Genomic DNA, 12,362 nt, shown 5'->3' with positions numbered 1-12,362 from the left:
GTCGTCTGGATCAGGCCTGCGGCAGCAGGGTCCTGATGTACTTCTGGTTGGTGGAGCACATGCCGAGGCTGTCGCCTCCGTAGTGCTCGGCCAGGATGATGCCGTTGAAGCCGAGCTCGACGGCGTCGCGGAAGACCTGGCGGTAGTTGATGAGCCCGGCCTCCATGGTGGAGGGCACGGACGTCGCCCAGCTGCCGTCGGCCGACTCGTCGCGGGTGTAGTTCTTCACGTGCATGTAGTTGGCGTAGGGCAGGGTCTTGGCGAACAGCTCGCGCCAGTCCTCCACCGGGCGGTGCAGGCGGATGAGGTTCGCGACGTCGGGATTCAGGCCGACGTTGTCGAGCCCGACCTCCTCCACGAACCGGACCGCACTGTCGGCGGTGCCGAGGTAGGTGTCCTCGTAGAGCTCGAGTGCGAGCGGCAGGCCGACCTCGGCCGCGTGCTTGCCGAGCTCGCGGATGCGGCTGACGGCGGCGTTCCAGACCTCGGGGTCGTCGGGGTCCTTCGGGCCCTGCGCGGTCCAGAACCACAGCGCCTTGCGCTGCGCATCGTTGAAGGGCTGGTGCAGGCCGGTGGAGAAGACCTGCATCCCCCACTCGGCGGCGGCGTCGATCGTGCGGTGCGCGTACTCGAGGTTGCGCTCCTCGTGGCCCGGCATGATCACGCTCTGTCGCTGCAGGTGGACGGACGGGACGCCGACTCCGTGCGACTTCGCGATGGCGAGGAACTCGTCGCGACGGGACGGTTCGAGGTCGGCGGGTCGGACGTGGCTGTCGGGTAGTTCGGCGAGCGTGAACCCGACGCCGGCGACCTGCGCGAAGAGGTCGTCCCACGCTTCGGGTTCCGCGTCGTGCAGGGACACGCCGTTGCGGTCGACGGGTGGGATGCCGTGCAGGCAGGTGGCGATGGGCCAGGTGTCGGCGGTCCATCGGGGGGTCGACGCGGTCGCGGTCGTATCCGTCATGATGCTCCATTGCGCTCAAGGACTGCTCGGGGCTGGTGCTCCCGGTCAAAAAGATCCTATAGGAAATAGTAAAGCGTTTCCACGAATGCGCAAGGGCACTTCGACAGGCTTAGTGTGACCGGCGGAGGGGAAGCTCAATGACCGGCGGAGGGGGAGGCGAGCTTCCAGCGGCCGAGTGCACCCGGTCACCGGGCGAACCCCGTCACCGAGCTTGTCGAGGTGCGACGACGGGGCTCAGCCGCCGAGGATGTCCCAGTCCTCGTCGTCCGCGTCGGCGATGCCGCCCGCGATGAACGCTTCGCCGGCCTCGGTGGCGCGATCGCGCACACCGACCAGCAGCTCTTCGAGCGAACCGGCCGAGAGGAACCGCATCTGGTCGATCTCGCTCACCGGGGCGATGCCCGCGAGCTGCCACGACGACTCCAGCGGATCGTCGGCGAGCTCCACGACCGAGGCCCACTGCTGCTCACTGAACTCGCTGGCCACGGCGAGCGAGCGCCGCACCGCCGCCTCGGTCTCGTCCCGCAACTGCTCCCAGCGCTCGTCCCACTGCAGGTCGTCGAGCGGACGGATCTCGGCGCGCGGGTACGGGTCGTCGGGCAACCAGTCGGTCACCTCGAACCGCTGACCGCCCTCGGCGATCACCGCGACGAACCCCTCGCCGCCGTCGACCTCGACGATCTCGGCCACGGTCCCGGTACGGAACCGGTGTTCACCGCCGCCCGTCTCGCGCCCGCGCTCGATGAGCACCACGCCGAACGCCGGGTCCTCCGCCTCGAGGAGGTGCGCCAGCATCGTCAGGTAGCGCTCCTCGAAGAGCCGCAGGGCGAGCGGCATGTGCGGGAACAGCACGGAGCCGAGTGGGAACATCGGCAGTTCGAGGACCGGGAGGCCGGATGCCCACGGCTCGGCACTGAAGGAGTCGGTCACGTCAGCCCTCCTCCGCCTCGCAGGCCCGACCGGGCGTCACCCGGCCGATCGTCCACCCGGATCGTGCTGCGATCATAGCCGCCGGACACCGGAGGCCACTCAGGCGGCGAGGACGGCACGCAGCGCCTGATCGAACCGGATCGCACGATCGACCTCGACCGCCGTCTCATAGTCGGTTCCGCGCAGGGCGACGTGCAGCGGCCAGTCCACGTCGATGAACCCGACGCGCCGATCTCCCACGAAGACGCCGAAGCGATCGGCCGTGAGCTGCTCGACCCAGGCTCGACGGAGTTCAGACGTCTCGCTGCCGGTGGAGCCCATGGAACGACCTCTCTCGGCGGGTGCAGCGACCGGATCCGGACAACCCCTCGAAGTATCTCGATTGTCTAGCTATCTCCGCCGTGCTTCATCATGACAGCACCGACGGCTGGTGGACAACTTTCTATCCGTCAAGCGAATGCGACCGACGACTGGAGGCATCGTTGCGAGATCGTGGCGCGATGGTCCGCGGATCTCCAGGAACCGTCCGTAGGATGCTGATCGTGGGGTGGAAGTGGCCGTGGGGACGCAAGCGCATCGTCGATGCGCCGGTCGATGCCGGGTCCGACCCCTATCTCCAGTACCTCGAGTGGGTCCGCCTCGGCAAGCCGTCACTGGCATCACCCGACGATCCACCGCTGCAGTTCGACCCGCGGTTCGCGCCACGACTGGCGTCCGACGCCGTTAACTCGTCGCGCGCCGACGGCGTCTGAGCCTGTCGGTCCACGCACAGCACAGCGCCCGACACCGAAGTGCCGGGCGCTGAGGATTTGCTTACGCGGTGGCCTGCTCCGCGACCTCGGCGCGGCGCGGGAGCTTCCATCCCGGGCGCACGAAGTGGCAGGTGTAGCCCCATGGGATGCGCTCCAGGTAGTCCTGGTGCTCCGGCTCGGCCTCCCAGAACTCGGAGACCGGCTCGACCTCGGTGACGACCTTGCCGGGCCAGAGCCCTGAGGCGTCGACGTCGGCGATCGTGTCGCGGGCGACGCGCTCCTGCTCGGGCGAGGTGAAGAAGATCGCCGAGCGGTAACTCAGGCCGACGTCGTTGCCCTGACGGTTCTTCGTCGACGGGTCGTGGATCTGGAAGAAGAACTCCAGGAGCTCGCGGAAGGACAGCTTGCTCGGGTCGAAGACGACCTCGAGTGCCTCCGCGTGCGTGCCGTGGTTGCGGTAGGTCGCGTTGGCGACATCGCCACCGCTGTAGCCCACGCGCGTCGACTTCACGCCCGGCATCTTCCGGACGAGGTCTTCCATGCCCCAGAAGCATCCGCCGGCCAGCACCGCGCGCTCGGTCGTCGTGCTCTGCTCGTCTGCTGCACTCATCGTGACTCCTCCTTCGTGCCGAGCACCGTGCGGGTTCCCCGCGTGCTCCGGTCTTCGGCTCCATGGTATGCAACAGCATCCGCTTCCGGACTGTTCCGGGCGGGGCTTGCACTCAGCGCTCGCACAGGTGCGGGCGCGCGACGGCGACGCTCAGACGGTCCGTTTGCGGCGGAGCTGCTTGATCGCTTCGTGGATCTCGGGGGCCAGCGCCACGGCGCCGGACTGCTCCGACTGCTCGAGGGTGACGGCCTGCGCTTCGTCCGCCGCGGCGAACCAGGAGGCGATGGTCACGCCGTGGCCGGGCTGTCGGACGATCTCGATCGGGTCGCCCGCCTGCACCGTCCCGCTCTTGACCACTTTGAGGTAGGCACCGGGCCGTGCGGCGTCGGCGAAGCGCTTCACCCACCGTGGCTCGCCCAGGCGCCGCTGGAAGGTGCCGCACGGGGTGCGCGGGCAGGTCACCTCGACGACGAGGGTGTCGCCGATCCGCCAGCGTTCACCGATCTCGGCACCGTTCACGTCGAGCCCCTGCGTGCGGAGGTTCTCGCCGAACAGCCCCGGCGTGATCTCCCGACCGAGCTCGCCCTCCCAGAACCGCGCGTCCTCCTCGGCGTAGGCGTAGAGCGCCTTCGTGAGGCCGCCATGGTGTTTGCGATCGGCCTGCACGTCGCCGTAGAGCCCCATCGGCCGCACGTGCAGCGGCTCGTCGACGGGCCGCTTGTCGATCGCGGTGACGCCGATCGAGCCGTCGTCCATCTGGAGGGCTTCGACGCGACAGAGGGCGAGGAGTTCAGACATGTGACCAGTCTGCCGTGTCGCCCGCGACCGTCCGGACGACGGGGCCGGTGCGGCCCGGGTGGAGTGGGTGGAGTGGCTCATCGGAGCGGCTCAGGCGGACTGGCTCAGGCGGACTCGCGGATGACGAGCGAGACACCCACCGAGCGTCGGACGGACGGCCCCGAGAGCGGGAGCGTGCCGGACATCATGCCGTCAAGCAACTCCAGGCTGTGCCGTGCAATGTCGCCCTTGTCGACGGCCACGCTCGTGAGCTCAGGGGTGACGAAGCGACCGAGGTCGAGTCCGTCGATGCCGATGACGGCGACGTCGTCCGGCACGCTGACCCCGGCACGGGCGAGGCCCTTGAGCACGCCGACGGCCATGACGTCGTTGAAGACGAGCACGGCGTCGACGTCGGGCATCGCGGCGCGGCACTGCAGGGCGGCCGAGACCCCGCCCTGGTGGGTGTCCTCCGCCCAGGTCTCCGACGCCTCCGACCACGGCAAGCCGTGCTCTTCGAGGAACGCGCGGTACGCGAGACGCCGTCCGGACGGTTCCGCCGAGGCGTCGATCATCGCGATGGACCGGCGCCCGGTCGCGACGAAATGGGCGAGCGCCTGTCGGATGCCGTCCTCGAAGTCGATGTCGACGCCCGCCACCTGCAGCGCCGGCTCCGAGCCGGACAGGTCCGCTGCGGCCTCGGACTCCTCTGGCCGATGGTCGCCGAGGGAGACGAACGGGATGGTGGCGAAGGCGCCCTGGAGTGCTCCGTGGTCGGCGCCGTTGCGTCCGACGACCGCGTCGACCTGCCGTGCGAGTTCGGCGAGCTGCGCACGTTCCGCGTCGGGGAGGTCCGGTCCGCGATCCGCGGCGGCGGGTCGGTCGCCCGATGCGTTCGCCGCTCCCCCGACCTCGGCGACCAACACGGTCCATCCCCGCTCGGCAGCCTGCTGCACGAGGGCGGCCGCGAGCTCCGGGTAGTAGGGGTTCCGCAGGTCGTCGACGACCAGTCCGAGCGTCGTCGTCCGGCCGCTCACCAGGTGCTGCGCGGCGCGGTTCGGACGGTAGTTGAGCGAGGCTGCGACCTCGACGACCCGTTGCCTGGTGGCGTCGCTGACGTCGCGCATCCCGTTGAGTGCGCGGGTCACGGTCTGGCGCGAGACGCCGGCGACCCGGGCGACGTCGATGATCGTCGCTCGCGCCGGAGCGTGATCGTCGCGGGGCCTGGTCATGGTCACATCGTACTGATACGCTCACACCGTGAACGTTCACGGTGACGTTCGCCACAGACCATCGCACCGCCGATCAACGTTGAGGAGCACCACCATATGGAACACGTCGCCTGGGGGATCATCGGACCCGGAACGATCGCCGAACGGTTCGCGACCGAGTTGCACGCGAGTCGCACCGGTCGACTCGCCGCCGTCGCCAGTCGTGACGCATCGCGTGCCGAGGAGTTCGGTGAGCGCTTCGGCGACGGCACGGCTCCCGTCCGCGGATACGACTCAGTCGCCGAGTTGCTGGCCGATCCCGGCGTCGACGCGGTCTACATCGCGACCCCGCACACCGAGCACGTCCGGCTGGTGATCGAAGCGGCCGAAGCCGGCAAGCACATCGTCAGCGAGAAGCCGCTCTCGGTGAACCGCGCAGGTGCGATGCTCGCGATCGAGGCCGCCCGCCGTGCCGGCGTGTACCTCGCCGAGGCGTTCATGTACCGCTTCCACCCGCAGACAGCCAAGCTCGTCGAACTCGTGTCGTCCGGCGCCATCGGCGACGTCCAGCACATCGAGGCGTCGTTCGCGTTCGCCGCGAACCTGCCCGCCGACCACCGGCTCATGAACCCGGAGCTGGCGGGCGGCGGCATCCTCGACGTCGGCGGCTACCCCGTCTCCATCTCGCGGCTCATCGCGGGTGCTGCCGAGGGTGCGCCGTTCGCCGACCCGACGGAGGTCACCGGGAACGGCACCATCGGTTCGACCGGCGTCGACGAGTGGGCCAGCGCGTCGCTCGTCTTCCCATCGGGCATCACGGCGCACGTCACGAGCGGCGTGCGCGTGCAGGACGACAACCGCGTCGTCGTCACGGGCTCGACCGGCCAGATCATCGTGTCCGACCCGTGGTTGCCGTCGGTCGAGGACGGCTCGACGATCGAGGTCCGCACCATCTCGGGCACGGAGTCGATCCACATCCCCGGGGCACCGCAGTACGCGATCCAGGCCGACGCGGTCGCTGCGTTCGCCGACGCCGGTCAGGCACCGCAGATGCGCTGGGCGGACTCGCTCGGCAACGCGGCGACCCTCGACCGCTGGCGCGAGGCGGTCGGCCTCGAGTACCCGTTCGAGTCGATCGACACCGACATCCCGACCGGTTCCGGCCGGCCGCTCGCCGTGCGCGCCGAGCTTCCGATGCCGACCGGTCGCATCGCGGGCATCGACCACGACATCTCGCGGCTCGTGATGGGCGTCGACAACCAGCAGACCCTGTCGCACGCGTCGGCGATGTTCGACGACTTCTTCGAGCGCGGCGGCAACGCCTTCGACACGGCGTGGCTGTACGGCGACGGCCTGCAGGAGCAGCTGCTCGGACGCTGGCTCGCCAACCGTGGCCTCCGCGACGACGTCGTGGTGATCGGCAAGGGTGCGCACACGCCGTTCTGCGACCCGGAGTCGATCTCGCGTCAGCTGTTCGAGAGCCTCGAGCGGCTCGGCACCGACCACCTCGACCTGTACCTGATGCACCGCGACAACGTCGAGGTGCCGGTGGGCGAGTTCGTCGACGTACTGAACGAGCACGCTGAGGCCGGTCGCATCCGTGCGTTCGGTGGGTCCAACTGGTCCATCGAGCGGTTCGAGGAGGCGAACGCCTATGCGGCGGCCAACGGGAAGCGGGGCTTCGCGGCGCTGAGCAACCACTTCGGTCTCGCCCGCGCGCTCGACGTGCCGTGGGCCGGCTGTGTGGAGGTGACGGATCCGACGAGCCGGGCGTGGCTCGAGGAGACGAAGACGCCGCTGCTGCCGTGGTCGTCGCAGGCACGTGGATTCTTCACCGGGCGTGCCGAACCCGAGGACCTGTCGGACCCGGATCTCGTGCGCTGCTACTACAGCGACGACAACTTCGAGCGGTTGGCCCGCGCCCGTCAGCTGGGCACCGAGTTGGGTGTCGCGCCGACCGCGATCGCCCTGGCCTATGTGCTGGCGCAGGACTTCCCGACCTTCGCCCTCATCGGGCCGCGGTCCATCGAGGAGACGCGTTCGTCGACCGACGCCCTGTCCCTGAAGCTGACCCCGGAGCAGGTCGCCTGGCTCGACCTCCGAGTCTGACCCGTTCCTTCGGGTGACGCCAGCGCGGTGCGCTGACGTCACCGCGGGGCATGAGCGTGAGCGCGGGTCTCCAGAGACCCGCGCTCACGTGTGCGGGGCGCGCTCGCGTCAGCGCACCGCGCTGGCGCAACCGCACCACGAGACTCGGATGGGCGTCACGTGAGGGGTTTGCGGGACCGGTCGCGCGCCAGGAGGACTCCGAGGAGCAGGATCAGGATCAGGACGACACCGCGGGCGAGGCCCTGCCAGTAGAAGGACAGCCCGACGAGGTTCATCCCGTTCGTCAACAGCGAGAAGATGAGCACGCCCACGAGCGTCCCGAAGAGGTTCGGCCGCCCGGTCCGGCTCAGCGTCGTCCCGATGAACACCGCACCGATGGAGTCGAGCACGTAGAGCTGACCGCTATTGGCGACGAAGCCCTGGCTCCGCGAGGCCAGGATCAGCCCGGCGATGGCCGCGATCCCGGCGGCGAAGATGAACGCCGTCGCCATCGACGTCCCCGCCAACCGACCGGAGATCCGGGTCGCGGTCGGCTGCTCCCCCGCCGCGGTCAGCACCCGACCCCAGCGACTCCGTTCGAGCGCAGCCCAGACGATGATCAGCACGAGCACGGCGACGACGATCGGCGCGGCGACACCGAGCACGGTCCCGGCACCCAACCATGCGAACTCGTCCGGCACGCTGCTCCGCGACAGGTAGATGGGTGACCCGCCGTCGGTCGCGACCTGCTGCACGCCACCGCCGATGAACCAGACGCTCAGTGTCGCGAGGAACGGCCGGATGCGCAGCACCACGATGAGGAACGCGTTCACGGCCCCGACGAGCAGACCGACGACCAGACCGCCGACGATCGCCACCCAGGCCACGTAGTCGTCGGCCAGGAGCGCCGACGCGGTGAGCGCCGCGAGGTCGATGGCGACACCGATCGAGAGGTCGATGCCACCGGCGCGGACGACGACCGTCATCGCGACGGCCGCGAGCAGGAGCAGCGCGTTCTGGTTGAGCACCCCGAGCAGGTTGTCGGCGGTCAGGAACGACGGCGACAGCACCGCGAACACGATGAGCAGCACCGCCAGCACGGCGGGGGCGAGCGCCTGCGGGACCGCGGCACCGAGGCCACGGACCGTCAGCCTCGAGAGCGGGCCGCCGGGACGCTGGTCATCGCCGCCTCCCGGTCCAGCCGATCCGACGTTCGGGACGGAGACGCCGGTGGTGGCGGAGGATTGCGTGCGCGTGTCGACACTCATCGCTTGACGCTCCGTTCGCGGATCGCGGCGACCGCGAGCACCAGCAGGATCAGCACACCCTTGGTGATGCCGATCCACTGGCTCGGGACGCCGAGCTGGCTGAAGCCGTTGGTGAGGATCGCGACGAACACGGCACTGAACAGGGTCCCCGTGATCGTGACGACGAGCCGACGGGAGAACGCGATGGACAGGAACGTCGCGAGGAGGATGTCGATGAGCGACTGCTCACCGATCCCCGGCAGCGCGGCGGACAACCGACTGGTCATGAGAACGCCCGCGATCCCGGCGAGGACCGCCGCGAGCACGTAGCTGACGACGATGTGGCGGTTGACGGCGATCCCGGCCACCCGGGCGGCCGTCGGATTCTGCCCGACCGCGGCGTTCTTCACGCCCCAGCTGGTGCGCCCGGTGGCGAAGGCGACGACCGCGAAGACGAGGAGCAGCACGACGACCGCCGCAGGGACACCGACGACGTGTCCGCTCCGCAACCAGATCAGCCCGGCGTCGGCGACCGGCACCTTCACGTTGTTCGTGATGACGATCGTGAGACTCGTGACGATGCTCATCATCGCGAGCGTGACGAGGAGCGGGCGGATCCCGGCGACGACGACGAGACCGTTCACGAGCCCGATGATCGCCGTGGCTCCGAGCCCGATGAGCAGCGCGAGCGGCAGACCGAGCTCGGCCTGCAGGAGCACCGCGACGAGGGCGCCGGAGAAGCCGAGGACGGCGCCGATCGAGAGGTCGATGCCGCCGCGGACGACGTCCTCACCACCCGTGACGACGACGATGGACAGTCCGAAGGCGGCGATCGCGTAGACCGCCGACTGGGTGAGGATCGTCGCGAGGTTGGCCGGGTCGAGGAAGCCGGGTGAGGCGACCGCGAAGACGACGACCTCGATGACGACGATCGCGTAGCCGATGAGTCCCAACCGGGAGACCGGACGGCGACGTTTGGTCGCGGACTCCGTCGCGGCCGACGGCGCCTGGCCGGGCACGACGGGTGGAGCGGAGAGGGCGGTCATGCGGAGACTCCTCGGGTGGGTGGCGACTCGGTCCCCGAGCCGGTCGAGGGGGCCGACGGCGTGGACGCGACCTCGGCGGCACCCGTCGACCAGGCGAGGATCGTGTCGGCGGTCGCCTGCGATCGCGGCAGCTCGGTCCGGATCGTCCCGCGGTACAGCACGAGGACGCGGTCGGCGAGCCCGATCAGTTCCTCGAGGTCGACGCTCACGAGCAGGACGCCGGCGCCCTGCGCGACGAGCGCGTCGATCTCCGCGTAGATCTGCTGACGCGACCCGATGTCGACGCCGGAGGTCGGCTGGTCGAGCACGAACACGGTCGACCCGGCCGCGAGCCACCGACCGAGCACGACCTTCTGCTGGTTGCCGCCGGAGAGGCTTCCGGCCACCGCGGTGTCGTTCGCGGGCCGGACGTCGAGCCTCGTGACGAGGTCGGCGGCGATCTCCCGCTCGCGTCGGCCACGCAGGATGCCGGCGAGCCCGGTGATGCGGTCGAGCGCGGCGAGCGTGAGGTTCTCGCGGACGGACTGACGGTTCAGGATGCCGTCGCGGTGGCGGTTCGCCGGCACGTACGCTCCACCCGCCCGGACGAAGGCCCGCGGCGAGCGGATCGGCGCTCGGCCGAGCCGCACGGTTCCGCCGTGCGCACGCAAGCCGGTGACGGCGTCGGCCAGTTCCTCGAGGCCCGAGCCGACGAGACCCGTGACGCCCACGATCTCGCCCGGACGGACGGCGATCGAGACGCCGTGCAGGCGTTCGGGGACCGTCAGCCCGTCGATCGCGAGCACCGGTTCGGCACCGGCGTCGGCGACGATCCGTTCGCGGTCGCCGAACTCCTCGACGCTCCGCCCCACCATGAGCTGGACGATGGCGTCGAGGGTCGCGTCGGGATCGGCGAGGTCGAGGGCACCGACGCGTTCACCGTTGCGGAGCACGACGACGCGGGACGCGATGTCGCGCACCTCCTGCAGGTAGTGGGAGATGTAGATGACGGCGACGCCCTGGCCCTGCAGGGTCCGGACGGTGCGGAACAGCCGCTCGACGTCACCGGCAGCGAGCGGTGCGGTGGGTTCGTCGAGCACGAGGACCCGTGGACGCGTGATCGTCGCGATCGCGAGCTGCAGGAGTTGCTGCTCGGCGACGCTCAGCTCGTCGACGAGGGTCTTGCCCGGCACGTCGAGCCCGACGAGGTCGAGCAGCTCCCGCTCAGCGCGGCGGTCGAGCTGCCGGCCGGTGAGGAACGCGGATCGCGAGCCGAGGAACAGCTGCTCCGCGACTGTGAGCCGACCGGCCAGGTGGCGGTCCTGGTGGATGACGCGGACACCGAGGCGTTCGGCGTCACCCGGGTTGCGGATGACGACCGGTTCACCGTCGATCTCGATGGCGCCCTCGCTCGCCGTGTAGAGGCCGGTGAGGATCTTGATGAGCGTCGACTTGCCCGCGCCGTTCTCGCCGACGAGCGCGACGACCTCGCCGGGGTGCACCTCGAGGTCGACGTCGTCCAGCACCCGGACGCCGCCGAAGTCCTTCGCGATGCCACGCATGCTCACGGCGGGAGCCGAGGCTTCGGCCGTGGCGGCACCGGGCCGACCGCCCAGCGAGCGCTGGGCGGCCTGACCGTCGATCGAGGTGTCGTGCGTCATTCCAGGCCGAGTCGCTTGCGCTCGTCGGCGACGTTCGCCTTGTCGATGAACACGGCGTCGAGGTAGGTGCTCAGCGGCACCTCGTCCTGCTTGCCACCGAGGTACAGGGCGACGTTGTTCGCGCTCGTCGTCCCGAACAGGGTCGGCTGCTGCGCGACCGTGAACTGGTACACCGAGTCGGGGTCCTGGATGAGGTCGAGCGCTCCGGGTTCGGCGTCGACGCCGTAGACCTTGATCTCGTCGCGGCCCGCCGGGTCGATGGCCTGCGAGGCACCGATCGCCGGGAGGTCCCAGCACGACCACACGGCCGAGATCTCGCCCTTGGGGTAGCGGGTGAGCGCGTCGTTCGTCTTCTGCTTGGCGTCCTCGATGGTGCCCTCGTAGATGTCCTGCAACTCGGGCTCGATGATCTCGATGTTCGGGTAGTTCTTCAGCACGAGCTTGAACTCGTCGTAGCGGATCTGGCAGGGGGTGACGTCGTAGAAGCCGTTGAAGACGAGCACCTTGCCCTTCCCGCCGATGTCCTCGGCGAGGGTTCGGGCGAGGGTGGAGCCGATCTGCCAGTTGTCGGAACCGATGTTGTTCACCGAGTTCTCGCTGGCGTGGTCGATCGTGAAGACCGGGATACCGGCGTCCTTCGCCTGCTGCAAGGCCGGGGCGAGGGTGGTCGCGTCACCGAGGATGACGACGATCGCGTCGACCTTCTGCGAGACGAGGTTCTCGACGTTGGCCAGGTGCTTGTCGTCCTGTGCGTCGGCCTGGGTGGCGACGACCTTGGCGCCGAGCTCCTCCAGGCGGTCCTGCACACCCTGGTAGGTGAGGCGGCCGAAGTCGCGGACGACGTCCTTGGCGGCGACGCCGACGGTCTTGCCCTTGAGCGAGGGGACGTCGACGTCAGAGGCGGCGGAGCTGGCAGCGGCGCCGCTCGTCGACTCGCTGGACGAGGACTGCTTGAGGGAACAGCCGGTGGCGAGGCCGGCCACGACGGCCAGGGTGACAAGAGACAGCGCGAGGCGCGATCGACGACGCATGGGGACTCCAGATGACGGTGGGGTGCGGGACGGTGCAGGGGGTGGTGGAGCGTGCCGGCGTCCGCT

General features: G+C 69.7%; 12 protein-coding genes. 2 read left to right on the top strand and 10 right to left on the bottom strand.

Annotated elements, in window-relative coordinates; all coding sequences use genetic code 11:
- Positions 1-10: 10 nt before the first annotated feature.
- The 3 genes from ITJ62_RS14250 to ITJ62_RS14240 all read right to left on the bottom strand — a co-directional run bounded on the left by ITJ62_RS14250 (position 11) and on the right by ITJ62_RS14240 (position 2,215).
- Positions 11-964 carry a sugar phosphate isomerase/epimerase gene (locus ITJ62_RS14250; protein ID WP_194603440.1) on the bottom strand — a complete coding sequence of 318 codons (954 nt, stop codon included), beginning with the start codon at positions 962-964 and terminating at the stop codon, positions 11-13.
- Between the two features lie 234 nt (positions 965-1,198).
- Complete coding sequence (locus tag ITJ62_RS14245; protein WP_370581927.1) at positions 1,199-1,894, bottom strand: LON peptidase substrate-binding domain-containing protein; 696 nt, start codon at positions 1,892-1,894, stop codon at positions 1,199-1,201.
- A 99-nt stretch (positions 1,895-1,993) separates the two neighbouring features.
- Positions 1,994-2,215, bottom strand: a complete 222-nt coding sequence (locus ITJ62_RS14240) for a hypothetical protein (RefSeq protein ID WP_064295679.1) — start codon at positions 2,213-2,215, stop codon at positions 1,994-1,996.
- Positions 2,216-2,436: 221 nt separating this feature from the next.
- Between ITJ62_RS14240 and ITJ62_RS14235 the strand changes: the two genes are divergently transcribed.
- The gene (locus ITJ62_RS14235) at positions 2,437-2,646 is read left to right on the top strand and encodes a hypothetical protein (protein WP_124767435.1); all 210 of its coding nucleotides are present in this window, start codon (positions 2,437-2,439) and stop codon (positions 2,644-2,646) included.
- 61 nt (positions 2,647-2,707) lie between these two features.
- Here ITJ62_RS14235 and msrA read toward each other — a convergent pair whose 3' ends face one another.
- The 3 genes from msrA to ITJ62_RS14220 all read right to left on the bottom strand — a co-directional run bounded on the left by msrA (position 2,708) and on the right by ITJ62_RS14220 (position 5,265).
- Positions 2,708-3,256 (bottom strand): peptide-methionine (S)-S-oxide reductase MsrA, encoded by a 549-nt coding sequence (gene msrA / locus ITJ62_RS14230; RefSeq protein WP_064295677.1) that lies wholly within the window; start codon positions 3,254-3,256, stop codon positions 2,708-2,710.
- Between the two features lie 150 nt (positions 3,257-3,406).
- Positions 3,407-4,054 (bottom strand): MOSC domain-containing protein, encoded by a 648-nt coding sequence (locus ITJ62_RS14225; RefSeq protein WP_194603437.1) that lies wholly within the window; start codon positions 4,052-4,054, stop codon positions 3,407-3,409.
- 104 nt (positions 4,055-4,158) lie between these two features.
- A complete protein-coding gene (locus ITJ62_RS14220) occupies positions 4,159-5,265 on the bottom strand; it encodes a LacI family DNA-binding transcriptional regulator (protein ID WP_194603435.1) in 1,107 nt (368 codons plus the stop codon).
- A 96-nt stretch (positions 5,266-5,361) separates the two neighbouring features.
- Here ITJ62_RS14220 and ITJ62_RS14215 point away from each other — a divergent pair, with 96 nt between their 5' ends.
- Positions 5,362-7,353 (top strand): aldo/keto reductase, encoded by a 1,992-nt coding sequence (locus ITJ62_RS14215; protein ID WP_194603433.1) that lies wholly within the window; start codon positions 5,362-5,364, stop codon positions 7,351-7,353.
- 155 nt (positions 7,354-7,508) lie between these two features.
- Here the strand turns inward: ITJ62_RS14215 and ITJ62_RS14210 are convergent, their stop codons facing one another.
- From ITJ62_RS14210 to ITJ62_RS14195, 4 genes are read right to left on the bottom strand one after another with little or no spacing between them, the layout of a single operon-like run.
- Positions 7,509-8,600 carry an ABC transporter permease gene (locus ITJ62_RS14210; RefSeq protein ID WP_194603430.1) on the bottom strand — a complete coding sequence of 364 codons (1,092 nt, stop codon included), beginning with the start codon at positions 8,598-8,600 and terminating at the stop codon, positions 7,509-7,511.
- Positions 8,597-9,625: an ABC transporter permease gene (locus tag ITJ62_RS14205; RefSeq protein WP_194603428.1), complete on the bottom strand. Its 1,029-nt coding sequence runs from the start codon at positions 9,623-9,625 to the stop codon at positions 8,597-8,599. The genes ITJ62_RS14210 and ITJ62_RS14205 overlap by 4 nt, the downstream gene beginning before the upstream one ends.
- The gene (locus ITJ62_RS14200) at positions 9,622-11,265 is read right to left on the bottom strand and encodes a sugar ABC transporter ATP-binding protein (RefSeq protein ID WP_194603425.1); all 1,644 of its coding nucleotides are present in this window, start codon (positions 11,263-11,265) and stop codon (positions 9,622-9,624) included. The genes ITJ62_RS14205 and ITJ62_RS14200 overlap by 4 nt, the downstream gene beginning before the upstream one ends.
- Positions 11,262-12,296: a sugar ABC transporter substrate-binding protein gene (locus ITJ62_RS14195; RefSeq protein ID WP_194603422.1), complete on the bottom strand. Its 1,035-nt coding sequence runs from the start codon at positions 12,294-12,296 to the stop codon at positions 11,262-11,264. Before ITJ62_RS14195 ends, ITJ62_RS14200 begins: the two co-directional genes overlap by 4 nt.
- Positions 12,297-12,362: the final 66 nt, after the last annotated feature.

The organism is Plantibacter sp. VKM Ac-2876 (assembly GCF_015350715.1).
Taxonomy (GTDB): domain Bacteria; phylum Actinomycetota; class Actinomycetes; order Actinomycetales; family Microbacteriaceae; genus Plantibacter; species Plantibacter auratus.
The sequence above is the reverse complement of the archived record's forward strand: the minus strand, read 5'-3'. Positions and strand labels throughout refer to the sequence as shown.

Bases quoted from the DNA above. Each gene is read 5' to 3' on its own strand.
- ITJ62_RS14250 (WP_194603440.1), bottom strand. From the start codon at position 964: ATGACGGATACGACCGCGACCGCGTCGACCCCCCGATGGACCGCCGAC.
- ITJ62_RS14240 (WP_064295679.1), bottom strand. From the start codon at position 2,215: ATGGGCTCCACCGGCAGCGAGACGTCTGAACTCCGTCGAGCCTGGGTC.
- msrA (WP_064295677.1), bottom strand. From the start codon at position 3,256: ATGAGTGCAGCAGACGAGCAGAGCACGACGACCGAGCGCGCGGTGCTG.
- ITJ62_RS14225 (WP_194603437.1), bottom strand. From the start codon at position 4,054: ATGTCTGAACTCCTCGCCCTCTGTCGCGTCGAAGCCCTCCAGATGGAC.
- ITJ62_RS14220 (WP_194603435.1), bottom strand. From the start codon at position 5,265: ATGACCAGGCCCCGCGACGATCACGCTCCGGCGCGAGCGACGATCATC.
- ITJ62_RS14215 (WP_194603433.1), top strand. From the start codon at position 5,362: ATGGAACACGTCGCCTGGGGGATCATCGGACCCGGAACGATCGCCGAA.
- ITJ62_RS14210 (WP_194603430.1), bottom strand. From the start codon at position 8,600: ATGAGTGTCGACACGCGCACGCAATCCTCCGCCACCACCGGCGTCTCC.
- ITJ62_RS14205 (WP_194603428.1), bottom strand. From the start codon at position 9,625: ATGACCGCCCTCTCCGCTCCACCCGTCGTGCCCGGCCAGGCGCCGTCG.
- ITJ62_RS14200 (WP_194603425.1), bottom strand. From the start codon at position 11,265: ATGACGCACGACACCTCGATCGACGGTCAGGCCGCCCAGCGCTCGCTG.
- ITJ62_RS14195 (WP_194603422.1), bottom strand. From the start codon at position 12,296: ATGCGTCGTCGATCGCGCCTCGCGCTGTCTCTTGTCACCCTGGCCGTC.